At 63.7% G+C, this 23962-nt stretch carries 20 protein-coding genes; 5 read left to right on the forward strand and 15 right to left on the reverse strand.

Features of this window, described 5'->3' with window-relative positions; genetic code table 11:
• Positions 1–126: 126 nt before the first annotated feature.
• From ACFQX9_RS25515 to ACFQX9_RS25530, 4 genes are all read right to left on the reverse strand, one after another.
• The gene (locus tag ACFQX9_RS25515; RefSeq protein ID WP_085353578.1) at positions 127–867 is read right to left on the reverse strand and encodes a carbonic anhydrase; all 741 of its coding nucleotides are present in this window, start codon (positions 865–867) and stop codon (positions 127–129) included.
• Between the two features lie 112 nt (positions 868–979).
• Positions 980–1498, reverse strand: a complete 519-nt coding sequence (locus ACFQX9_RS25520; RefSeq protein WP_027518200.1) for a hypothetical protein — start codon at positions 1496–1498, stop codon at positions 980–982.
• Positions 1499–1612: 114 nt separating this feature from the next.
• Positions 1613–5110: a DNA polymerase III subunit alpha gene (gene dnaE / locus ACFQX9_RS25525; RefSeq protein ID WP_377791001.1), complete on the reverse strand. Its 3498-nt coding sequence runs from the start codon at positions 5108–5110 to the stop codon at positions 1613–1615.
• Between the two features lie 455 nt (positions 5111–5565).
• Entirely contained in the window at positions 5566–6285 is a 720-nt protein-coding gene (locus ACFQX9_RS25530; protein ID WP_085353290.1) for an outer membrane protein, read from the reverse strand.
• Between the two features lie 252 nt (positions 6286–6537).
• Between ACFQX9_RS25530 and ACFQX9_RS25535 the strand changes: the two genes are divergently transcribed.
• Together ACFQX9_RS25535 and ACFQX9_RS25540 are read left to right on the forward strand one after the other, a co-directional pair.
• Positions 6538–6858 carry a DUF3551 domain-containing protein gene (locus ACFQX9_RS25535; protein ID WP_018455047.1) on the forward strand — a complete coding sequence of 107 codons (321 nt, stop codon included), beginning with the start codon at positions 6538–6540 and terminating at the stop codon, positions 6856–6858.
• Position 6859: 1 nt separating this feature from the next.
• Positions 6860–7108: a DUF3551 domain-containing protein gene (locus tag ACFQX9_RS25540; RefSeq protein ID WP_018455048.1), complete on the forward strand. Its 249-nt coding sequence runs from the start codon at positions 6860–6862 to the stop codon at positions 7106–7108.
• Between the two features lie 147 nt (positions 7109–7255).
• Here ACFQX9_RS25540 and map read toward each other — a convergent pair whose 3' ends face one another.
• Both map and ACFQX9_RS25550 read right to left on the reverse strand, forming a co-directional pair.
• Positions 7256–8005: a type I methionyl aminopeptidase gene (gene map, locus ACFQX9_RS25545; protein ID WP_377791003.1), complete on the reverse strand. Its 750-nt coding sequence runs from the start codon at positions 8003–8005 to the stop codon at positions 7256–7258.
• A gap of 78 nt (positions 8006–8083) precedes the next feature.
• Positions 8084–11233 carry a GAF domain-containing protein gene (locus tag ACFQX9_RS25550; protein WP_377791004.1) on the reverse strand — a complete coding sequence of 1050 codons (3150 nt, stop codon included), beginning with the start codon at positions 11231–11233 and terminating at the stop codon, positions 8084–8086.
• A gap of 601 nt (positions 11234–11834) precedes the next feature.
• Between ACFQX9_RS25550 and ACFQX9_RS25555 the strand changes: the two genes are divergently transcribed.
• On the forward strand, positions 11835–12821 hold the full coding sequence (locus tag ACFQX9_RS25555; protein ID WP_247395001.1) for a hypothetical protein: 987 nt from the start codon (positions 11835–11837) through the stop codon (positions 12819–12821).
• A gap of 35 nt (positions 12822–12856) precedes the next feature.
• On the opposite strand, the gene ACFQX9_RS25560 is transcribed toward ACFQX9_RS25555, so the two are convergent.
• Both ACFQX9_RS25560 and ACFQX9_RS25565 read right to left on the reverse strand, forming a co-directional pair.
• The gene (locus ACFQX9_RS25560) at positions 12857–13495 is read right to left on the reverse strand and encodes an HD domain-containing protein (protein WP_085353295.1); all 639 of its coding nucleotides are present in this window, start codon (positions 13493–13495) and stop codon (positions 12857–12859) included.
• A 90-nt stretch (positions 13496–13585) separates the two neighbouring features.
• Entirely contained in the window at positions 13586–14047 is a 462-nt protein-coding gene (locus ACFQX9_RS25565) for a carboxymuconolactone decarboxylase family protein (protein ID WP_085353296.1), read from the reverse strand.
• A 137-nt stretch (positions 14048–14184) separates the two neighbouring features.
• Here ACFQX9_RS25565 and ACFQX9_RS25570 point away from each other — a divergent pair, with 137 nt between their 5' ends.
• A complete protein-coding gene (locus tag ACFQX9_RS25570) occupies positions 14185–15603 on the forward strand; it encodes a PLP-dependent aminotransferase family protein (protein ID WP_377791005.1) in 1419 nt (472 codons plus the stop codon).
• Between the two features lie 27 nt (positions 15604–15630).
• Here ACFQX9_RS25570 and ACFQX9_RS25575 read toward each other — a convergent pair whose 3' ends face one another.
• Complete coding sequence (locus ACFQX9_RS25575; protein ID WP_018455054.1) at positions 15631–16404, reverse strand: helix-turn-helix transcriptional regulator; 774 nt, start codon at positions 16402–16404, stop codon at positions 15631–15633.
• 107 nt (positions 16405–16511) lie between these two features.
• Between ACFQX9_RS25575 and ACFQX9_RS25580 the strand changes: the two genes are divergently transcribed.
• A complete protein-coding gene (locus ACFQX9_RS25580) occupies positions 16512–17591 on the forward strand; it encodes a zinc-binding dehydrogenase (RefSeq protein ID WP_377791006.1) in 1080 nt (359 codons plus the stop codon).
• Positions 17592–17668: 77 nt separating this feature from the next.
• Here the strand turns inward: ACFQX9_RS25580 and ACFQX9_RS25585 are convergent, their stop codons facing one another.
• From ACFQX9_RS25585 to ACFQX9_RS25610, 6 genes are all read right to left on the reverse strand, one after another.
• Complete coding sequence (locus ACFQX9_RS25585) at positions 17669–18370, reverse strand: ABC transporter ATP-binding protein (RefSeq protein WP_018455056.1); 702 nt, start codon at positions 18368–18370, stop codon at positions 17669–17671.
• A 7-nt stretch (positions 18371–18377) separates the two neighbouring features.
• Positions 18378–19658, reverse strand: a complete 1281-nt coding sequence (locus tag ACFQX9_RS25590; protein ID WP_018455057.1) for a lipoprotein-releasing ABC transporter permease subunit — start codon at positions 19656–19658, stop codon at positions 18378–18380.
• Between the two features lie 90 nt (positions 19659–19748).
• Positions 19749–21068 carry a proline--tRNA ligase gene (gene proS, locus ACFQX9_RS25595; RefSeq protein WP_085394834.1) on the reverse strand — a complete coding sequence of 440 codons (1320 nt, stop codon included), beginning with the start codon at positions 21066–21068 and terminating at the stop codon, positions 19749–19751.
• Between the two features lie 153 nt (positions 21069–21221).
• Positions 21222–22784, reverse strand: a complete 1563-nt coding sequence (locus ACFQX9_RS25600; RefSeq protein WP_377791007.1) for a copper resistance CopC/CopD family protein — start codon at positions 22782–22784, stop codon at positions 21222–21224.
• The gene (locus ACFQX9_RS25605) at positions 22784–23299 is read right to left on the reverse strand and encodes a YcnI family protein (protein ID WP_231190891.1); all 516 of its coding nucleotides are present in this window, start codon (positions 23297–23299) and stop codon (positions 22784–22786) included. Before ACFQX9_RS25605 ends, ACFQX9_RS25600 begins: the two co-directional genes overlap by 1 nt.
• A gap of 26 nt (positions 23300–23325) precedes the next feature.
• A complete protein-coding gene (locus tag ACFQX9_RS25610) occupies positions 23326–23844 on the reverse strand; it encodes a copper chaperone PCu(A)C (RefSeq protein ID WP_085384803.1) in 519 nt (172 codons plus the stop codon).
• Between the last annotated feature and the right edge of the window lie 118 nt (positions 23845–23962).

A 23962-nucleotide genomic window follows, 5' to 3' on the forward strand; every position in this document is an offset into this window, starting at 1 on the left:
CACTTGAACGAAAGGCTTCCAAATAACGAAGGCTTGGATTGAGGCGGCGGCATGGCGCCCGGCACCAACGCCAGGGCGCCTGCGTCAGCCTCGCGACAACGAACCGGCGCGAGCCGGTTCGTCTCGTCAGACCTGCGCGATCAGGTCGACCGTTCCCGTCGTGAGCCGATAGATGCCGCCGACGACCTTCAGCTTGCCCTGCTCCACGGCCGCATTGAGGATCGGCGCTGCCGACTTCAGCTTCGCGACGTTGTCGATGACGTTCTGCCGGATCGCCTTGTCGAGGACGTCCCCACCCTGCTGCATCGCAGCCTTCGCTGCAGGCGTGATCGCATCGACCAGCGATGGAATATGGCCCGGCGGCGGCTTGTTGTCCTTGATCGCCTTCAGCGTCGCATCGACCGCGCCGCAAGCGTCATGGCCGAGCACGAGGATCAGCGGCGCATTCAGCACGGCCACCGCGTATTCCATGCTGGCGATGGTTTCGGTGCCGGCAAAATTTCCGGCGACGCGGCAAACGAACAGATCGCCGCGGCCAGTGTCGAAGGCATATTCCGGCGCGATGCGCGAATCGGCACAGCTCAGTACGGCCGCGAACGGATTCTGTCCGCCGACCAACGCCTCGCGCTCGTGCTTGAAATCGTGCCGCCGCGACACGCCGTCGACATAGCGGGCATTGCCTTCCGTCAGGCGCTTCAATGATGCGTCGGGCGACAGCACGTTCTGCGGCTTGGGCGGCGCCTTGGTCTCTTTGGCGAAGGCTCTGCCGGTCAGGGCGAGGCCGAGCGCCGAGGCACCCAACAACATCGCGGATCGTCGCGACGGCGCGATCCTCTCATGTGGGGATTCATTGCACTTGTCGCACATGTCACGTTCCCTCCCGGCGCGATGGACGAACGGCCTCACGGCGATCATAGCCGCAACGCTGTGACGACACCACAAATGACGGTGCGGGCGGAGCTCGAATTTCGCGCGGAGGCTATTCTGCCAACCGAAGCTCTGCGATCGTCGTCCTGGCGGCCGGTTCATCCAAGGGCAGGAAATCCAGCGGTCCCTGATTTTTATAGCCGGACGTCATCGCAAGCGTGAGACCCCAGCCCAGCACCCCCGTGCTCGCATTCGCGATCATGGCGCTCTTGCGCTGACTGAAGCGCGCTACGAAGAACACGGTCTGGCCGGACTGAGCCGAAAAGTCCACGCGCGTGACGCCGAGCGCCGCCTCCTCTGCTACGAACTGGTGCTGGCCTGCCGGGCGATCGACATAGACATATGTCCCGGTCTTCAGACCCTTGATCGGCGTACCGTCGAGGGAAAATTCCCAGTCCGGATCGCCGATGCCGCCGAAGCCCTTCTCGCGAAACACGACGACGCGGGCCTGCCCGGCTTTCGGCGGACCCAGCTTTCGTACCGTCTCCGAATATCCAAGCCCGCTCCTCGCCGTCTCACAGCCGCACAGCAGTGCCGCAGCCACGAGCAATACCAGCCCACGCAATAGCATCACGCCCCCAAATTTTCCCCGAGTGCATGCTAACCGAAAACAGCGAAAGGTTGCAACAGGGCCGCCGCATGTCCCGCGCAAGACATACAGCCGCCTGCAACACCGTGCGCGTTGCTAGAGCTGCTGCACGTCCACCACACCGGCGACCGCCTTGATGGCGCCGGCGATCTGCGGCGAGACCTTGAAGCGGCCGGGCAGCTTCATCTCGACCTCGGTTTCGAGGTCGAGCATCATGACCAGCGAGACCTCGCCGTCGCCGTTGGAGCGGGGCGCGATGCCCGGACTGCCGACCTTCGGCGCGGCGCCGTTCGCCATGTCGGGGCCGGCGAGACGCTTGGCGATCGATTCCAGCGGCTTGGTGTCGCGCACGAAGATGCGCAGGCCCTTCTGCGTCTTGGCCGCGGCCTCGTCCAGCGGCTCGGCGTGCAGCACGCGCGCGCGGACGTCCTCGCCCTGGAGCTCGGCGCCGAGCTGGAGCAGCACCGCGGCGCCCGGTTCCAGGACGTCGCGATATTGCGCGAGGCCTTCGGAGAACAGCACCGCCTCAAAGTGACCCGTGGGATCAGAGAGCCCCATGATGCCCATCTTGTTGCCGGTCTTGGTCCGCCGCTCCATGCGCGACACCACGGTGGCCGCGACCTTGCCGGCGGTGGCGCCGGTCTTCACCGCGCGGGAGAACTCGGCCCAGGACTGCACGCGCAGCCGCTTCAGCACGGTGGCGTAATCGTCGAGCGGATGTCCCGACAGGAAGAAGCCGATCGCGTCATATTCGCGGCGCAGCCGCTCGGCCGGCAACCAGGGCTCGATCTGCGGCAGCATGATGGTCGGCGCGTCGGCCGAGCTGCCGAACATGTCGTTCTGGCCGATGGTTGCAGCTTCGTTCGCCCGCTGGCATGCGGCGAGAATCGAGTCGGCGCCGGCGAAGACCCGCGCCCTGTTCGGCTCCAGCGTGTCGAAGGCGCCCGCGGCGGCGAGGCTTTCGATGATGCGCTTGTTGATCGCGCGCGGCGACACCCGCGCGGCAAAGTCGGCGAGCGAGGTGAACAAGCCGTTTTTGGTCCGCTCCGCGACGATCTGCTCGACGGCCGCAATACCGACGCCCTTCAGCGCCGCGAGCGCGTAGTAGATGGTCTTGTCGCCGACTTCGAAAGTCGCGCCGGAACGGTTGACGTTGGGCGGTTCGACCTTGATGCCGAGGCGCTGCGCCTCGGCGCGGAATTCGGACAGCTTGTCGGTATTGTTGAGATCAAGCGTCATCGACGCGGCGATGAACTCCACCGGGTAATGCGCCTTCATGTAGGCGGTGTGGTAGGACACCAGCGCATAGGCCGCCGCGTGGCTCTTGTTGAAGCCGTAGTCGGCGAATTTCGCCAGCAGCTCGAAGATGGTATCGGCCTGCTCCTTCGGCACGCCGTTCTTCACTGCGCCTGCGACGAAGATCTCGCGCTGCTTCTCCATCTCGGCGCGGATCTTCTTGCCCATGGCGCGGCGCAGCAGGTCGGCGTCGCCAAGCGAATAGCCCGACATCACCTGCGCGATCTGCATCACCTGTTCCTGGTAGATGATGACGCCGAAGGTCTCCTTGAGAATCGGCTCCAGCACGGGGTGGAGATATTCCGGCTCCTCGTCGCCGTGCTTGCGCGCGCAATAGGTCGGGATGTTCGCCATCGGACCCGGTCGATAGAGCGCGACCAGCGCGATGATGTCCTCGAAACGGTCGGGGCGCATGTCGACCAGCGCGCGCCGCATGCCCTGGCTTTCAACCTGGAACACGCCGACCACCTCGCCGCGCGCCAGCATCTGGTAGCTTTCGGCATCGTCGATCGGCAGCGTCGCGAGATCGACGTGGATGTTGCGCGGCTTGAGCAGTTTGCACGCGACGTCGAGTACGGTCAGCGTTTTCAGGCCGAGGAAGTCGAACTTCACGAGGCCCGCGGGCTCGACCCATTTCATGTTGAACTGGGTCACCGGCATGTCGGATTTGGGATCGCGATACATCGGCACGAGTTCGCTCAGCGGGCGATCGCCGATCACGATGCCGGCCGCGTGCGTCGAGGCGTGACGGGTCAGGCCTTCGAGGCGCTGCGCGATGTCGAAGGCGCGCGCCACCACCGGATCCTCGTCGCGGAACGCCTGGAGTTTTGGCTCGCTCTCGATCGCGGCGGCCAGCGTCACCGGCGCGGCCGGATTCTGCGGCACGAGTTTTGTGAGCTTGTCGACCTGGCCATAGGGCATCTGCAGCACGCGGCCGACGTCGCGCAGCACGCCGCGCGCCTGCAGCGTCCCGAAGGTGATGATCTGCGCGACCTGGTCGCGACCGTAGCGCTCCTGGACGTACCTGATCACCTCGCCGCGGCGATCCTGGCAGAAGTCGATGTCGAAGTCCGGCATCGAGACGCGTTCCGGATTAAGGAAGCGCTCGAACAGCAGGCCGAACTTGATCGGGTCGAGGTCGGTGATGGTCAGCGCCCACGCCACCAGCGAGCCTGCGCCGGAGCCGCGGCCCGGCCCGACCGGGATGCCCTGGCCCTTTGCCCATTTGATGAAGTCGGAGACGATCAGAAAGTAGCCCGCGTATTTCATGCGCATGATGACGTCGAGCTCGAACGCAAGCCGCGCGTTGTAATCTTCTTCCGTCGTGCCTTGCGAGAGGCCGTGCACGCGCAGGCGGTTGGCGAGCCCCTCCTCCGCCTGCCGCTTCAATTCGGCCGCCTCGACTGCGGCGGCATCGGAGCTTGCGGCAGCGCCGACCGTGAAGAACGGCAGGATCGGCTTGCGCGTCATCGGCCGGAACGAGCAGCGCTCGGCGATCTCCACCGTCGAGGCCAGCGCCTCCGGAATGTCGGCGAACAGCACCGCCATCTCGGCGCGGGTCTTGAAGCGGTGATCGGGCGTGAGCTGCTCGCGCTCGGTCTCCGCGATCAGCCGCCCGCCGGCGATGCAGAGCAGCGCGTCATGGGCTTCATAATCGTCGGTCGTGGCGAAATACGGCTCGTTGGTCGCAACCAGCGGCAGGCCCTTGGTGTAGGCGATGTCAATCAGGCTGCTTTCGACCCGCCGCTCCTTCTCGATGTTGTGGCGCTGCAATTCGATGTAGAGACGGTCTCCGAACAGGCTGGCCAGACGCTCGCAGCGCGCCGCCGCGAGCTCGGTATAACCGCCGGCAAGCGCCAGCGAGATCGGTCCGTCCGGACCGCCCGTCAGCGCGATCAGACCTTCGGTCTCGCCTTCGAGCCAGTCGAACTTGATGTGGGGAGCATGAGTGTCGGGCGTCTCCAGGAACGCGCGCGAGTTCAGCCGCATCAGGCTGCGATAGCCGCGCTCCTGCGCGGCCAGCAGCACCACGCGCGAGGGCAGCAGCACGTTGCGCGCATTGGGATCCTGGTCCCCGAACTCGATCGCGATCTCGCAGCCCACGATCGGCTGGATACCGGAGCCCGCCATCTTGTCGGAGAACTCCAGCGCACCGAACATGTTGTCGGTGTCGGTCAACGCCAGCGCCGGCTGATGGTCTTTCTTCGCTAGCTCGGCGAGCTTGGCGATCTTGATCGAGCCCTTGAGCAGCGAATAGGCCGAGTGAACGTGAAGGTGGACAAATCCGGCGCTCGGCATGGTCGCGTGACGGCCTCTTGCAGATGAGATGGAGCGGTCACCGGCACCGGAGGCATCCTGCACTCGCCCGGCCGACTCGCCTCATAATGGTGGGGCGTCATGGTGCCAGAGTCCACGCCGGAGCGGCCGATCGGCCGCGTCGTCCTGCTTTTCCCCAACCTAGGCCCGCGCCTAGAGCTGCGGGAGCACCTGGGCCCAGATCGCAATCATCCCGACAAACAGCGCGATCGACGCCAACGCGGCGGCCTCTTCAACGAAAATCCTGAACATGGCTTACTCCATGGTGAGAACGTATGAAGAACATTGTTCTCATTTCGTTCTCAGGAGTCAAGCCATCTCGACCATCTCCAAACAGAATGGTTAACCCGCTGAATTTAAGCAACAAAAAAGCCCCGGCCGATGGCCGGGGCTTTCGCCAACCGCTCGAAGTCGAGCGATCGATAGCAGTCTTTTACTCAGTAACGGCCGAGGCTCGGGCCGCCGAACTTGTAGTTCAAGCGAACGAGGCCCATGTCGACGTCCTGGCGGATGCGATCGGTGCCAACCAGGCCTGCGAACGTGACGTTCTTGTCCTGCAGGAAGATGTGGTTGTACTCGACGCCAACCGACCAGTTCGGGGCGAAACCGTACTCGAGGCCGGCACCGATCGTGCCACCCCAACGGGTCTGATCGTTCGAGGACAGCAGCGCGCCGCCAAGGGTCGAGACTTCATACTTGCTGCCGGCGACAGCCGCACCGCCCTTGGCGTAAACGAGGACGTTGTTCCAGGCGTAGCCGATCTGACCGGTGATCAGACCGAACGAGTCGATCTTGGAGCGGTTGCGCGTCGCGAACAGCGCGCTGACGTTGTCGCCCGAGAAGTCAGCCCAGTTGCCCTGACCTTCGATGCCGAACACCCACTGGCCCGACTGCATGCGGTAGCCGATCTGGCCGCCGACCGTGCCGCCGGTCGCATCGTGCGAACCCTCGCGGCCACCGCCGACGAGATCCCAAGTCGAATGGGCGGAACCGCCGCCGCCGTTGACGCCGATGTAGAAGCCGCTCCAGTCGTAGATCGCGGCGACCATCGCCGGCGCCTTGGTGTAAGGCCGCGCAGCGAGGTCAGCAGCCACCGCCGGTGCGGTCGCGCCGAGCGCGACAAGGCTCACAGCAGCAAGCAACAGATTCTTGTTCATTTGATTCCCGTTCCAGTTTCGTCGTTAGGCCCCCGGGCCGTAGCGTCGTCATAGCAGCGCTCGACAGAATTGCTGTAACCTCGACGCCACAGTTCGCGCCAAAGGATCGCGCTTCATTAATGAAGATTTACCAGCGCGCGCGGGAAACCCTTTGAAACAAGAGTTTTCATGAGTTCCATTGTCGACTACACGACATACGCAGCATGCGCGCGTAACAACGTCGCGCGCACGTTCGCGTGATTGGAGAATCGAATGCGCAGACGAATTGCTCTCCCCATTGTCGCCACATTTTCGCTCGCCCTCGCCACATTTGGTTTCACGCTTAGCGCAAGCGTGCCTGCGCGCGCGTTCGGGACTCACCATGCCTTCTGCCTCACCGGCGATGAATGGCCGGGGCTGAGCAATTGCACGTTCGACACTTACGCGCAGTGCCAGGCGAGTTCGTCGGGCCGCGCGCTCACCTGCATCGCGAACCCGTATTTCGCAGGCCAGAGCGACGATCCCTACGCGTATCAGAACAGGCCGCGCGCGCAGGTGCCGGGTTATTCGCCCGGTTACTATTTGCCGCGCTGAGATGCGTCGCGCTCGCTTCGCGCTCCTCGCGATCGGCCTGCTGCTCGCCGGCGCGCCTGCGCACGCGCAGACCTACGATCCGAGCTATCCGGTCTGCATGCAGATCTACGGTCCCGTCGGCTATTTCGATTGCCGCTACACCTCTCTCGAGCAGTGCAGATTTTTAGCCCTCGGTCGGTCAGCGACGTGCGTGGCGAACCCGTATTTTGCGCAGAAGAAGCCCCCTCGCCACTCGCGGCGCGTCAATTAAATCGGGACTTCGATATGCGGCCCGCCTTGCGTTGAGCTTCCGACGCCACGCTCGGCAATCTGGTCGGCGAGACCGGCGCCGCCGCTGGCTCTGGATGATCGAACCCGTTCGGATGCTGCCCGAGATCCGGTGGCTTGAGGAGCCTCCTTAACCAGCCATCGTAACGATCAACGGTCCGCTTCGCGTGGCGATCACGGTGTGCTCGTATTGAACGGTCGGCGCCTCGGGGCTGCTGTAGAGCGTCCATGGATCATCGCCATCCTCTGCCCATTCCGCGCCAAGGGACAGGAACGGCTCGACGGTGAACACGAGGCCTTCGCTCATGATGCGGCGTTCGGAGCCGTCGGGCCACGTTGCGATCTCCGTCGGCTCCTCGTGGAGCGACAGGCCGACGCCGTGACTGGCAAGGTTCCTGACCAGGCTGTAACCGTTCTTCCGCGCAAAGGTCCCGATGGCCTGACCGATACCGGCAATCGGTTTGCCGGCTCCGACCTGCTGCAGGCCCGTCCACATCGCCCGCCGGCCGTCCCTGCAAAGACGTTCGACCGCGCGGGTTGCGGGTGGAACGGCGAATGAGGCTCCCGTATCCGCAAAGAAGCCGTTCTTCTCGGCTGACACGTCGATGTTCACGAGGTCCCCGCGCGCGATCCGCCGATCGCCGGGGATGCCATGAGCGATCTCCTCGTTCACGCTGATGCAGGTTGCGCCCGGAAAGTCGTAGGCCAGCTCCGGAGCCGAACGTGCACCGGCGGCCTCCAGCAGCGTTCGCCCGATCTGGTCGAGCTCGGAGGTGGACATGCCCGGCTCGAGCGCCTTTCCCATTGCCTCCAGGGTATTGGCGACAATGCGCCCGATCTCCTTCAGGCGCGCGAGGTCGTTGTCATCCGAGATTGTCATGTCATGCTCTTCCGAAAGCCGGGACATAGCCCTTGTGAAGGCAGCTTGCAAACGGAAGAGATCGTTTCCAAAACGCGTTCAGATCTCGTCGAGCAAGGTGCGGACTTTGGCAGCCAGGTCTTCGATAGCGAAGGGCTTGGGAAGCAGATGCTTGCCGGCATCGAGCACGCCATTGTGAACGATTGCATTGCGCGTGTAGCCGGTGGTGAACAGCACTTTCAGCGCCGGGTATCGTTTCGACAGCTCGGCCGCCAGCTCGGCGCCGGTCATGTCGGGCATGACGACATCCGTGAACAGCAGATCTGGAACGAAACCATTTTCGATCGTCCTGATCGCCTCTTTGGCGCTGGCTGCCTCGATGACGTTGTAGCCAAGTTCGCGCAGGCTTTCGGACGAAATGTTGCGGACGCGCTCGTCGTCTTCCACGACGAGAATGGTTTCGTTCTGATGGCTTGCACCGGCGGGTATTTCTTCCTGCGACAGAGCTGAGCCCGCCTCCTCGCCGGCGAAGCGTGGAAGGTAGATCTTCACGGTCGTGCCAACATCGACTTCCGAGTAAATTTTGACATGGCCGCCCGACTGCCGCACGAAACCGTAGACCTGACTGAGGCCGAGACCGGTGCCCCTGCCCACGACCTTGGTCGTGAAAAACGGATCGAACACCTTGCCCAGCACGTCGGCCGGAATTCCCGTGCCGTTGTCCGTCACGGCCACGAGAACGTACTGCCCGGGTGCGAGTGCATACTCGCGAGCATATTTTCGGTCTATCGAGACGTTGCTGGTTTCTACTGTCAGCCTGCCGCCCTTCGGCATGGCATCGCGCGCATTGACCGCGAGGTTGATCATCGCGCTTTCCAGCTGGGCCGGGTCTGCCTTGACCCGCCAGAGGCCAGCCGCCAGCACCGTCTCGAGGCGGATCAGCTCGCCCAGCGAGCGCTCGAGCAACTCGCTCATCCCGCCGACCATCTTGTTGATGTCCACGACCTCAGGCGCGAGCGGCTGTTGGCGCGAGAACGCGAGCAGCCTCTGCGTCAACGTGGCTGCGCGATTTGCACCGTCGATGGCGCCCTCGATGAAGCGGTCTATGCTGACCTCTCCCCTGCCGAGCCGCCGCTTGGCAAGATTCAGGCTGCCGAGAATCACGGCCAGCATATTGTTGAAGTCGTGGGCAATGCCGCCGGTCAACTGCCCGACGGCTTCCATCTTCTGGGATTGCCGCAATTGCTCTTCGGCCTTCATGCGCTCGGCAATTTCGTCGGCAACACGTTGCTCCAATCCGGCGTTGAGCGCCTCGAGCCGGGTCAAGAGCTGGGCGTTGTCGATAGCGGTGGCGGCATGGCCCGCAATACCAAGCAACGCGGACTCATGCTCGGCTTGGAATTTACCCGTCTCGGCGTGACCGAAGAAAAGTCCGCCGAAAACTTCGCCGGTGCGCGAGATCACAGGGACCGCCAGGTAGGATCGGACCGGAAGATGGCCCTCGGGCATGCCTTTCCGCGGCGCGTTCTTGCCATAGCGGGGGTCCCGCAGGATATCGTCGGACCTCACCACACCGGAGCCCTCGAAGGTCGGGCCAAAGACGGCTGTGTTACGCGGCATCGGAAAGTTTTCAAACGCGGATCGCGGCGCACCAGACAGCGAATACAGCATGTAGCTGCCGCCATCCGGCGCCAGAACGTTGTAGAAAAAGGCGCCGAATTGAGCACCGGTGAGTCCGACGCCGGCATCCGTCACGATCTGGACGATCTTGTCGAGGTCGCGTTCGCGAGAGACCGAGGCCCCGGTATCATTGAGTATTCTGAGATGACGCTCGGTTTTCTTTTGCGCGGTGATATCCAGAACCGTTCCGATGAACCGAACAGCTTGGCCGTTGGCAAAGATGGCTTGACCGGTCGCGGCGATCCAGCGTTCGACCCCATCCTGGATGCCAATGGTCCGGTATTCCATGTTGTAGTTTGCCGGCGCGTGCGGCGTCAGCGCCGCGGAGACGGCCTCGTGGGCGCGCTGCCTGTCCTCGGGATGAAGGCCCTTCAGGAACGCCCCTTCATAGCTGACTTCAGCGTCCGACGATAAACCGAACACCTCCTTGCAGCGGCTATCCCATCGAAGGACGTTGTTGACCGGGTCGTAGTCCCAGGTGCCGATACCAGCCGCCTTGTTTGCAAGCGTCAGTCGTTCGGCGGCCTCCCGCGCCGCCTGTTCCGATCGGACGCGCTCGATGTGGGCCCACGATCGCTCGGTCACTTCGGTGAGCAAGGCGAGTTCGCGCGGCGTCCACTGGTGCGGGCCCCGGTGATGGATCGCCATCAAGGCGGTGAGTTGCCCTTCTTTGACCAAGGGCATGCAAATCGTCGAACCGATCCCGATGTTCTGGAAAGTGGCGGCTTCCTCAGGCGCAAGCTCCTTCAAATTGTCATTGATGATCAGGGGCCTGCCGGCGCCGAGCTCTCGCACCGCCTTCTTCCCGAAGTCAGCCAGGCTGTAGTGACCAAGGATATGCACCGCGCCCGGCGCCGCCCAATCCCCGCGTATGGTGAAGCCGTCCTGGTCGGGATCCATATCGGCATAGGCACAGCTCGATACCTCGAGATGCTCGCCAAGCATCCTGGTCGTCACCGCCATCACGCCGTCGGCATCGCGGGTCCTGGCCGTCTCCTTGTTGAGTGCGTCCAGGAAAAGCAGCCGGGCTTCGTTCTCCCGCACAGCCGTCTCCGCACGCCGGCGCTCGACGGCCGTGCGCGTACGCTCGGCAACATCGCGAATGAGCTCCAGCTCTTCGGGGCTCCATTCGCGCGGCCCGGCATTGTTCAAATACAGCAGCGCCACGACCCCATCGGCCTCCGAGATCGGCATGTTGACGAGCGCACGCGCAGAGATCGCCTCGAGAGCCTCGGCACGATCGCCGACGCGAGGGTCTTTTTCAGCATCGGCACAGATGACGGTCTCGCCCCGCTTGAGATCTTCGATGTAGCTGCCATAGTCGCGGAAGCGCAGCACGCCTGCGAGGCTCAGGATGCCCGGTGCGTTCCAGTCGCGGACAATGGTGATGGTCTCGGCTGAGGTGTCGACCGTGCCATAGCCCGCCCGGCTGACGTTCAGGCTGCGGCCGAGCAGTTCCGCCGCAGCATAGGCGAGATCGTCGGGATTGCTGATCTCTCGGATGAAGTCGCCGAGTGTGGCTAGGACGGAATTGCGATCGGCCGAGCGGATCCCGGTCGCTGTCGTCATTGGTCTTCCCCTGCCACGTTCCTAGCTCCACGAGGAGCTACTGCTTGATCGTCCCGCTGCTGTTCGCTTCGACCACAGGTAGCCCGCCTGACTTTCTGAGTGATGCAGCCGGGTCGCGCAAATTGTCTGCGCGATAACCGCATGATGGCATTTAGGTTCCTGTCGTCACCGTCCCCTTGGGAGATGCTGTTCTGCCTGCTCCCACATCGCCGCCAGATTGCCAATCCAGTCGTCGCGGACAGACCCGTGCGGATGCGCCACCGCAAGTTGTGGCTGCGCGGATCATCGTGTAACATCGATCTCTGCTTTTCACTGCGCGTGGTCACGTCGTTTCATGCTCGCCCGTAGTCTGCTTGTCCTGGCCTCGCTGATTCGTGGCGCATTGCACGCCGAAGGGACGCCGGCCGAGATGACTGGATTTGCATCCAGGCTGACGATCTATCTTGCCAAGGGACCACCAGACGCCTGCGGACCGGGCTGCGACCGCTGGATCGCCATCGAGGGCGATATCGACCAGGACGCTGCGCCGCGCATTCGCCGCTTCCTTGCCGGCGTCAAGGACACGCAGCGTCCGATCTACCTCTATTCACCGGGCGGAAACGTGGAGCAGTCCTATGTCATCGGGCGGTTGTTGCGCAGCCGCAAGGCGATCGCTCGGGTTGGCCGGACCATCGCGACGGCGTGCGCCGCGGGCACGCAGGTGGACGCCGCGTGCCTGAAAATAAAAAATACCGGCGGCGAGGTGGAAGCCGAACTCACCACTTACCATGCGATGTGCAACTCGGCCTGCGGCTACCTGTTTCTCGGAGCGACATCGCGCGAGGTCGCCCCCGACGCCGCGCTGGCGGTCCATAATTCCAGGCTGGTCCTTGCCTTTCACGGGCATCCGCCTCCGGCGGCGGTCGCGGAATACAGGCAGCGCCGGATGGCCAGGGCCGATCGCGATCGCGCTGCGTTCATCGCGGCGATGGGGATCAGCCGCGAGCTAGACGATCTGATCCGGACGGTGAAGTTCGAAAACCTGCACCTGCTGACGCGCGCCGAGCTCTATCGTTTCGGCATCGACACGCGTTCGCTTGCCGAAACGGCGTGGAAACTGGAAAAGGAAGCGCGCCCCTTCGTCCGCAAGATCGCGATGCTGAAGGAGAACGGCGCGTCGTTCCGGCCTATGGAATGGCGTCTGTCCTGCGAAAGCGGAAAGCGCGTGCCGTTGACATTCGCGCGCGAGATCGACGAGACGGCCATCGCCAAGACCACCATCCTGGTGACGGCGGACGCCGCTCCGGACAACGCGGCCGGAGGGTCTGTGTTGCGGGCCGGAAAATACGAAGTCTGGCGCGGCAGCATCGATCCGGACATGCTCAAGGCGATACTGGCGTCCCGCTCCCTCCATGTCCGCGAAACCACGCTGTTACCCGACGACAAGGCGGACATCACGAAATTCGACATCGACTTGACGGGCCTGACGTCAGTGTGGCCGCAGCTTGCGGCGTCATGCGCGGTGGCGACGCCGGCTCCGAAGAGCCCGTGGCCGGCCATTCAGCAGCCGAACGCCAGCGTAACGCCCCCGGCCGCACCGTCGCCATGAGTCAACGTGGCGAAACTCGAACATCGCGCCGAAGGTCAGCTCCGCCAGGGAGTGTTGCGGATGCGCGTGCATGCGTTCGGCTTGTGAAATGTGGGGTCGTGATCTTCGATGTAATCGAAATTGACAGTCCCGAACGTGGTCTGCGGCTTCTTCAAGGCCGAGCAGGTTTGTACCTGAAGGAATTCGTTCTTGAAATCACCGCGCGGAAATGCGGTGGTCACCTGGTCGCGCTGCTCTGGCGAGTACTCGTCATAGCCAATCCCCACGACGTCGACCAACACACCCGCATTCGTGAGAGCGATTTCCGGCCGCATGTATTGTGGAATTCCGGGCGTCGTATGTAACGCGATCGCCTCCCAAACCAGATCGGCTTTTGGCTCGTCGATGCCGTGCCCCCTCAGAAATTCGCGGGCGGCATCGGCGCCATCAACTTCAAATCGCTTGGTCTGTGTATGGTAATGGTCGACAAGCCCGAGATCGTGGAACAGCGCCGCGATGTAGAGCAGCTCGGAATCGAATTTCAGATTTTGCCGATGTCCCTTGATCGCGCCGAACACAAAGACGCGGACCGAGTGGTTGAACAACATGTCGTTTTCGTACTGGCGCACCAGCTCGGCGGCCTCCCGTGCGATCTTGCTGTCGGGAATCTTCACGCCGGAAATTGCGATGGTCATTTCAAGCTCCTGCCTTGAATCGCCGATATCTCAGGACATGCCGTCGCAGTCGATGGCATGTGTTTACCCTCTTGCCGTCCGGCACCGGGGTCAGGCTGCCATCTCTTTCGCGGCCTGTGGCGTATTTCGGAAGCTGATTGCCATGCGATTGTACGCATTCATCAGGCCGATCGCGATGGTGAGATCGACGAGCTCGCGCTCCTCGAAGACGGCGCGGGCAGCCTCGTAAGCTTGATCCGGGATGCCGGTGTCGGCCACACGGGTCACCGTTTCAGCCCATGCGAGGGCGGCACGCTCCCGCTCGTCGAAGAGATGACCGCCTTCCGCCCAGGCCTGCACCAGCGCGATCTTTTCGATCTTCTGTCCGCTCTTCAGCAGATCGCGCGTGTGCATGTCGAGGCAGTAGGCGCAATTGTTGATCTGCGAAATGCGCAGATAAACCAGAGTGACGAGCGTTGCAGGAAGATTGCTCTGCATGACATAGCCGTAAACGCCGCCGAGCGCTTTCATGCCTGCGGGTGCAATGCGGTCGTAGTCGAGACGCTTAGCCATTTTCATACTCCATGATCGGTTCTGTTCGGCGGCTGTCGCCATGTACTTCCGCCATGTACTTCCCTGCCCGATAAATGGCCCCGCCCTGGTCTACAAAAAAGCACCAAGAATGGACGAAAATCGTGTACCACGGGGGCATGGTCAAACCGCTGCAGCTGGAGCTCGATCGATCTGCGAAGACGCCATTGGCGGAACAAATCCGCAGAGGTATCGGAGCTGCCATCGAGAGCGGCGTGCTGGCTCCGGGAGCTCGTCTGCCCTCATGGCAGGATTTGGCGGCTCAGCTGGGCGTGGCGCGCGGCACCGTGCGATCGGCCTACGAAAAACTTTCCTCTGCGCAACTGATCGTCGCGTCGCGCGCGACCGGAACGCGTGTTGCGGATCGACCCGCCTTTACCCCTCGGCAGGAAGCCGCTCCCCACCCCGGCTCGTTCATGGAGATGTACCAGGAGCTCACTGCGGGACCGGCCGTTTTCCAAATGGGTGTGCCCGCTCACGAGACCTTTCCCGCCAAGCTCTTCTCGAGGATGCGCACGCGGGCGGTGCGCGCGGAAACCAGCGCACCGGCCATTTATCGGGATCCCCGCGGCGAGCTGGAATTGAGGCGCGACATTGCGGCATATCTCGCGCTGGCGCGGGGGATCGAATGTGCACCGTCGCAGATCATCATCACCGGCGGCTTCAGCAGCGGCCTCGGACTGGCACTGCGGGTTCTCGGCCTCGAGCAGAAGAAGGTCTGGATGGAGGACCCGGGCTTCCCCTTCACAAGACACGGCCTTGAGCTTGCAAGGTTGTCGATCAGGCCGATCCCGGTTGATGTAGACGGCATTGACGTCCGTTACGGCCTGAAACACGCTCCTGATGCTGCGTTGGTGGTCGTGACGCCAGGACAGCAGGCACCGCTTGGCTCCACCTTGTCGCTGGCAAGACGTTCATGTCTTCTCGACTGGGCAGCCCAGGAAGGGGTGTGGGTGATCGAGGACGACTATCTGAGCGAGCTTCAGCTGAGAGGGCGGGCCACACCGGCGCTCGCCTCTCTCGATCGTTTCGGGCGCGTGATTCACATCGGGTCGTTCAGCAAGACCCTGACTCCTGCCTTGCGGCTGGGCTTCGTCGTTGCACCCGCCTCTCTGGCATCCCGTTTTGCCGAGGTAGCGGCATGCCTCGCTCCGGCGCCCGGGTCCTCCGTACAGCTCGCAACCGCCGAATTCATCCGCGACGGCCACTATCTGCGGCATCTTCGACGCACGAAGCGGGCCTATGCCGCGCAAGGCGATGCGCTGCTGAAATATTTGAAGGCACGCGCCAAGGACGTTGCGAAGGACGTTGCGATCGCCGGATTGGCCGCGGTCCTGAGACTGCCGGACGGAACCTCCGACGTCGCGATCGCGAGGGAAGCAGCATCGTTTGGGTTGGCGCCCACGCCCCTGTCGCTATGGCATGCGTCCGCGGCCTCGGCGCGATCCGGCCTGTTGCTGGGCGTCGCCACATCTCCCCACAAGAGGATCGAGGCGTCCTGCGATCGGCTCCTTCAGATCATCGACCGTCATACGTGACGAGCTTCGACCCCATGTTTCCGCAATCTACACCGGCGTGTAGATCACGAGCTTCAGCGCCGGATCGTCATTGGCCTGAAAGCTCGTGTGCTCGAACCGGAGCACGCCCTTGGTCGGATGGTTCATGATCTTGAGGCCCGCGGCAGTGCTGCGGATCTCGTGCGCCTCCCACCATTTGACGAATTCCGGACTGCCCTGGCGCAGCCGCGTCAGCAATTCCGTAAAGGCGGGATCGCCGGCCCAGACGTCGTGAGTGGCGCGAAACATCGCGACCATGCTCTTGGCGATGTCAGCCCAGCCGGCACCGTAGAATTTTCGCGTCTGCTTGTTCGTCATGACCAGCAGCAGCGTGTTGCGGTCCTGCTCGGGCAATTGTCCGAACCCGAAGATCTCCTCGGCCGCCGCGTTCCAGGCCAGCACGTCCCAGCGCCGCCCCGTGACATAGGCCGGCTGCGCCAGGCTCTCGATCATCCGCCGAACGGGGGGCGGCACGATCTCGCGCGTGAACGCGCGCCTATCGCCGTCGCGCGCAAGTGCCTTGAGATGGGCGTGCTCGGTCTTGCTGAGGCGCAACGCTCGCGCCAGCGCATCCACGGTGGTGACCGAGGGGCTGACGGTGCGGCCCTGCTCGAGGCGGATGTACCAGTCGACGCCGATGCCGGCGAGCTGCGCCACCTCTTCGCGGCGCAGGCCCGCCGTGCGACGCCGCCGGCCCGCGGGAAGCCCGACCGTCTTCGGCGACAGCTTTTCGCGGCGGGACCTGAGGAAGTCGCCGAATTCGACGCGGCGTGGGTCGGCCATGGTGACGTGCCTCGATGGAGGGCTTGGGGAATACTAGGATAATACCAGGCCTTCCTTGGCCTGGAAAGGCGGCGCATATGGGCTTCAACCCACTTTGAGGTGAGATCATGAAAGCTGCCGTATTGAAATCATTTGGATCGCCGCTTGCGATTGAGGAAGCCGCGGACCCTGTGCTCGGCACGGGCGAGGTCATCGTGGACGTCATCGCAACGCGGGTGCTGTCCTACATGAACGAGGTCTTCAGCGGGGCACGCAACTATGCCTTCGACCTGCCGATCATCCCGGGGCCAGGCGGCATCGGCCGGGTGCGCGCCATCGGCCCGGACGCAACCAAGCTCAGCGTTGGCGACTGGGTGTTCTGCGACCCGACGGTGCGCTCGCGCGACGACGCCGCAGCGCCCGACATTGCCCTGCAAGGACTCACTGCCCCCGGTGCCGGCGCCATGCGCCTGCAACAGCATTTTCGCCATGGCTCGTTCGCCGAGCAGATGCGGGTGCCGACGGAGAACGTCAAACGGCTTGGCACGATCGCGTCGGAGGACGCCACGCGATGGTGCGCGCTGGGGACGCTGCTGGTGCCCTATGGCGGCTTTCTCGCCGCCAGCCTTCAGCCCGGCGAGACCGTGCTGGTGAGCGGGGCCACCGGCAATTTCGGCAGCGCAGCCGTCTCCGTCGCGCTCGCGATGGGCGCGGCCTGCGTGGTCGCGCCCGGCCGCAACGACAAGATCTTGGCCGACCTCGTCCGCCGTTTCGGCGATCGCGTGAAGCCGGTCAAACTCTCCGGCAACGAGGATCACGACCGCGAGAGCATGAAGCGTGCGGCGCCCGGGCCGATCGACTGCGTGCTCGACATCATGCCGCCCTCGGTGAGCACGAATGTGGTGCGCGCGGCGATCATGACGGTGCGCCCCAATGGCCGCGTCGTGCTGATGGGTGGCGTCGGCATGGCCGGCGGCGCTGGCCTCGAGCTGCCCTACCCCTGGATCATGCGCAACTGCATCAGCATCCACGGCGTCTGGATGTATCCGCCGGATGCGGCAAGCCGCCTGATCGCGCTGGTGCGCGCGGGACTGCTGAGGCTGGAGGAGTACGAGGCCACGGCCTTCGACCTCGACCACGCCAATGAGGCGGTAGCCCATGCCGCAGCCAATGGCGGGCCGTTCAAATTGACGGTGATCCGGCCTTGAACCTCCCGGGAGCACCATTTTTTTCGTCAGTGCGCCCAAGCACTTGGCTACTGTGCATGGGGTTGTTTTCGCGGTTTTTACTCGAGCTCGACCACCTGGCCGTTCGACAGCGACACGCGGCGGTCCATCCGGCCGGCGAGCTCCATGTTGTGGGTCGCGATCAGCATCGAGACCTTGGTCGCCTTGACGAGCTGCATCAGGGCCTGGAAGACGTGGTCAGCGGTGTGCGGATCGAGATTGCCGGTCGGCTCGTCCGCAAACAGCACCCGCGGAGCATTGGCCACCGCGCGCGCGATTGCAACGCGCTGCTGCTCGCCGCCCGACAGCTCGGACGGACGGTGCGTGATGCGCTCGCCGAGGCCGAGATAGCCAAGGATCTCCTTGGCGCGCTTGACGCTCTCGGATTTCTTGAGGCCGCGGATCATCTGCGGCAGCATGACGTTCTCCAGCGCCGAGAACTCCGGCAACAGCCGGTGGGACTGGTAGACAAAGCCGATGTCGGTGCGGCGAAGCTGGGTGCGCTCGATGTCGGGCAGTTGCGAGGTCGGCGCGCCATTGACGTAGACCTCGCCGGAATCAGGCGCTTCCAACAGACCCGCGATGTGCAGCAGCGTCGACTTGCCCGAGCCTGACGGCGCCACCAGCGCGACGGACTGCCCCGCCCACAGCGCGAGCTTGGCGCCGTCGAGGATCGTCAGCGGCACCTCGCCCTGCAAGTACTGCCGCTTTATCTCGTGGAGATAAATGACCGGTACATCTTCCGCCCCCTGCTGCTCCATCAGCCCCTCACTCGTACCGCAGCGCTTCGACGGGATCGAGGCGCGCGGCGCGCCAGGACGGATACAGCGTCGCCAGGAACGACAGCGTCAGCGCCATGATCACGACGGCCGAGGTCTCGCCGATGTCGATCTCGGCGGGCAGCTTCGACAGGAAATATAGCTCTGGCGAAAACAGTTCGGTGCTGGTCAGCCAGGACAGGAATTGCCTGATCGATTCGATGTTCAGGCAGATCACCAGCCCGACGATGAAGCCGACCATCGTACCGACCACGCCGATCGAGGCGCCCGTGATCAGGAAGATGCGCATGATCGAGCCTTGCGAGGCCCCCATGGTCCGCAGGATCGCGATGTCGCTGCCCTTGTCCTTCACCAGCATGATCAGGCCGGAAACGATGTTGAGCGCGGCGACCAGCACGATCATGGTGAGGATCAGGAACATCACGTTGCGTTCGACCTGGAGCGCGTTGAAGAAGGTCGAGTTGCGCTGCCGCCAGTCCACCAGAAACACCGGCCGGCCCGCCGCCTCCGTCACGGCCTGGCGGAACGCGACGATCTGATCCGGATTGGTGGTGAAGACCTCGATCGAGGTGACGTCGTTGCTGCGGTTGAAATAGGCCTGCGCCTCCGCGAGCGGCATGAACACGAAGCCGAGATCATACTCGGACATGCCGATCTCGAATACCGCGGCGATCTTGTACGGCTTGATGCGCGGTGTCGTGCCCATTGGCGTGACTGCGCCCTTTGGCGCGACCAGCGTGATGCTGTCGCCGGCGTGCAGCGACAGCTGGTCAGCGAGGCGCCGGCCGATCGCGACCCCCTGCCCGTCATCAAAACCCTCGAGCGAGCCCTGCTTGATGTTCTTGGCGATCGAGGTGAGGTTGTTGAGGTCGTCGGAGCGGATGCCGCGCACCAGGACGCCGGAGGCGTTCCACGGCGATGACGCCAGCGCCTGGCCGTCCACCACGGGCGCGGCGAGCCGAATGCCTTGGACCTGACTGAGGCGGTCGGCGACGTCCTTCCAGTCGGTCAGCGGCGATTCCAGCGGCTGGACCAGGATGTGGCCGTTGAGCCCGAGTATCTTGTCGAGCAGCTCCTTGCGGAAGCCGTTCATGACGGCCATGACGATAATCAGTGTCGCCACGCCCAGCATGATGCCGAGGAAGGAGAACCCAGCGATGACCGAGATGAAGCCCTCCTTGCGGCGCGCCCGTAGGTAACGCCCCGACAGCATCCACTCGAATGGCGCAAAAGGCGCGGTTTGAACAGTTTCGGTCATGGTCTCATCCATCGCTCGATAGTCCCATGATTCGGGGTCAAATGTGGCCGGATTGGCGGCCGCGATCTCGGGCGATGAACAATATTCAGCCGACCAGCCTTATCAGCCCACAAGTCTTGCGACCGCGTCCGCAGGCGACATGATCTCGCGGGCGCCGTCACTTCGCCGCTTGAGCTCGACCTTGCCGTCGGCGAGCCCTTTCGGCCCGATCATGATCTGCCACGGAATGCCGATCAGGTCGGCGGCGGCGAATTTGGCTCCGGCGCGCTGGTCGGTGTCGTCGTAGAGCACGTCGACGCACTTGGCGGACAGCTCCGCATAGAGCTTCTCGCAGGCCGCATCGACCGCGGCATCGCCCTGCTTGAGGTTGAGAATCGACACGCGGAACGGGGCAACGGCCTCCGGCCATTTGATGCCGGCATCGTCATGGCAGGCCTCGATAATGGCGCCGAGCAGGCGCGAGACGCCGACGCCGTAGGAGCCGCCGTGGATCGGCACGTCGACACCGTCGGGGCCTGCCACCAGCGCCTTCATCGCCTCGGAATACTTCGTGCCGAAATAGAAGATCTGCCCGACCTCGATACCGCGGGTGTTCACCCGCTTGTCCGCGGGCACTTCCTGCTCGAAGCGCGCGGCGTCGTGAACGTCTTCCGTCGCCGCATAGACCGACGTCCATTGCTTGATGATCGGCGTCAAATCGCTCTCATAGTCGACGTCCTCGCCCGGCACCGGCAGGTCCAGCACGTCGCGATTGATGAACACGCCGGATTCGCCGGTCTCGGCCAGCACAATGAACTCATGACTGAGATCGCCGCCGATCGGGCCGGTCTCGGCGCGCATCGGGATCGCCTTCAGCCCCATCCGCGCGAAGGTGCGCAAATACGCGACGAACATCTTGTTGTAGGCGACGCGCGCCGCGGCCTCGTTGAGGTCGAATGAATAGGCGTCCTTCATCAGGAACTCGCGGCCGCGCATCACGCCGAAGCGCGGACGCTGCTCGTCGCGGAATTTCCATTGAATATGATAGAGATTCAGCGGCAGGCTCTTGTAGGACTTCACATAGGCGCGGAAGATCTCGGTGATCATTTCCTCGTTGGTCGGGCCATACAGCAGCTCACGCTTGTGCCGGTCGGCGATGCGCAGCATCTCGGGGCCATAGGCATCGTAGCGGCCGCTCTCGCGCCAGAGGTCGGCAAGCTGCAGCGTCGGCATCAACAGTTCCAGCGCGCCAGAGCGGTCCTGCTCCTCGCGCACGATCTGCTCGATCTTCTTGAGCACGCGGAAGCCGAGCGGCAGCCAGGCATAGATGCCGGCGGCCTCCTGCCGGATCATGCCGGCACGCAGCATCAGCCGATGCGAGACGATCTCCGCCTCTTTCGGATTTTCCTTCAGAATGGGCAGAAAGAACCGCGACAACCGCATGGCAATACTCGAGGAATCAGTGATGACTTGCAGTGAAACCGGATTGGGAGCCAAAACACAAGACCGGGAATGAGGAAAACCCGCTAACACAGCGGAATTCCTGTCATTTTTCCGTCGACTTCAGATTCGACGTGATGTGCCGAAGAGCCCGATTCAGGGCGCCGCCACCTCAAGCTCGTCCTCCAGCGTGATCTTCTCGAAATCGCTCACCAGCGCGTCGATCCGCACATGCCAGCGGCCCGCAAAGGGCAGCTCGACCTTGCGCACGTGCCAGTAGCTGTCCGGCCCGAGCGAGGCGTTCCGCTCCATCGGCTCGATGCCGCGTTCGGGCAGGCTCAGCGTCAGCGTCACCTCCTTGGCCTCCAGCACCGCCCCCTCGCCAGTCATGAGCTGCAGGACGAAATCGTCGATACCCGCCTTACCCGGCGAGACCAGGATCTGAAACATCGCCCTCTCCGTATGGATGTGGATCGCCAGCGGGGTCTCCGGAACGATCGTCCGCGGCGGCGGCGTGAAGCGCCAGCCGGCGACCACGGCGAAGATGCCGAGCGCGATGGCGCATTCGATCACGATCGAGCGCTTCAGGGCCGGCGCAGCCTTGTGATCTCCCGCCAGCGCCGGGGTCAGGCGGAAGCGGTTGAGCGCGGCAAGCGCCAACAGCACGAGGACCAGCGCGAGCTTGATCGAGAGGATGAGCCCGTAGCGGGTCTCGACCAATGCAGACGGATTCTCAAGCTGGACGATGGCGAGCGCGAGGCCGGTCAATGCGAGAACACCAACGACCGGCGCGGCGAGGCGAGAAAAGCGGTTCACGATAGGCAATGCCACGGCGGGCCGCTTCGATAACAGGGCGACCAGCGGTGCGAGGGCTCCAATCCAGAAGGCAACACCAAGACCATGGAGAAAGATTGCCGGCCGGGTCAACAGTTCGGGCGGTGCCGTAGCGGCGTGCCCGGTCATTGCCAGCGACAAGCCGACGCCGACGAAGGCAATAATGGCCAGAGCGCGCGCGCACCACGCGCTGCCTAGCGCCAGCAATGCGAACAGCATTGCAGCGACGGCCACGAGCAAGGCGGGGCCCGCGCTGGTCCCGAATGCCACTTTCCAGGGAGCCATCGTCGCGAGAGCCGACAACGGTAGCCCGAGGAGATCCAGCCCCAACACACCAAGGGACGCCACCGCGCTCGGGACGCCGATGGCAAGCGCCACGCACGGAATGGTTATGCCGGTCATCGACCACGCAGCCCAGCGTGCAAAGAAAACGCCGCCGACGCCGACGAACAGGCCAAGATAGAGACCGACCCGCGCCAGCCAGATCAGCACGTTCAATCCGCGATCGGCGTTTGCGGGAGGTTGCGTCCCCGTCGGCATGCCGATAGAGAAGATCACCGATCCCGTGACGGGATGGCCGTCCTGCGAGATCACGCGATAGCTGACGACCGCCGTGCCCTGCGGCATGTTCATCGGCATCGCGACCGAGATGGTCTCGCCCGATGCGTTGACGCGCACATCATCCCGCGCCCTGCCCGCGCCGTCGATCATCCGGATCGCGCCCGGCGTGACCGCCTCGTTGAAGTGCAGCTCCACGGCCTTCGGCGCGCTCGCGAGCATGCTGCCGCTCGCCGGCTCGACCGCGACGAGCGCCGCGTGCGCCGAGGCGCCGGTCGCTAAACCGACAAAGAGGAGCAGCGTCGCGAACGCGGCGAGCAGGCGCATCAGGGTTTTGGCAGGAGTTTCAGGCCAGGCGCCGGTGACTTGTCCTCGTGCGAATGCCCGGTCCCATCCGCGGGGATCTCGATCCAGCGGCTGACGCCCGTCTCGCATTCCTGGACGACGGGGAAATACAGCGTCGTATTCGGCTTCAGGCTCGTGGTGAGGAAGCTGCTGATGACGAACTCATCGTAATTGTGGTCCGGCAGCTTGCCGCCGGACCAGGCCACCTCCTTGACGCCGGAGGAAAGCTTGTTGCCGTGGTAGTCGTACTCATTGGCGTATTTGCCCTCGACGATATCGACGGTCCAGCCCGCCTTCGGCATCGGTTTCACCGCGATCACGCCTTCCGGAATCTGCACCCGGATCTTCACCGTGGGCGAGCCCTTGCAGCCGTGCGGCACGGCGAAGACGGCCTTGTAGTAGGAGCCGACCGCCGCCTGTTTGGTCTCTAGCGTGATATGCGCCGCCGCGGGCGACGCTGCGAGCGCGGCGATCAAACTCGCAAGGATTCGATGCATTGTCATGGAAGGCTTGATCTGTTTCATCACATCTTCATTCCCGAATGATCCGGCATTTTCTTCATCATGTGTCCGCTATCGCCGGGCGCCTGGGCGCCGACGCCCTGGACATCGAGGGAGACGACGACCTTGCCGGCCTTCTCGAACTGAAGCGTCACGGGGACCTTGTCGCCCTGCTTGAAGGGGCCCTTCAGCTCCTGGAGCATCAGGTGGTAGCTGCCGGGGGCGAACTTCACCGTCTTGCCGGGATCGATCACCAGGCCCTTGTCGAGCAGGCGCATCTTCATCACGCCGTTCTCCATCGCCATCTCGTGAACCTCGGCCTTCCCCGCGATATCCGCGGAAACGCTGACCAGCTTGTCGGCCACTGTGCCCTTGTTCTCGATGGTGAGATAGCCGCCGGCGACCTTGGCGCCGCCCGGCGTCGCCCGGCTCCACGGTTGCGAGATGACAAGATCGCCCGCCTTGACGTCGTCGGCCCGTGCGACGGCATAGCCGGTCAGCAATAGCGAAATTGTAAGCAGAGCTCGTCCGATAGTCTTCATGTTGATTGCCTCTTTCTCGATTGATCCGGCCACGGATGGCCCTGCATTCTTCCACGACGACCTTCCGCCACCGTCAGCATCGGCATTCGAATGCCGGCCTGCCGCGGGCCGAATATAG

It is taken from the genome of Bradyrhizobium sp. GCM10028915, from assembly GCF_042666195.1.
In the GTDB taxonomy this organism is placed as follows: domain Bacteria; phylum Pseudomonadota; class Alphaproteobacteria; order Rhizobiales; family Xanthobacteraceae; genus Bradyrhizobium; species Bradyrhizobium canariense_D.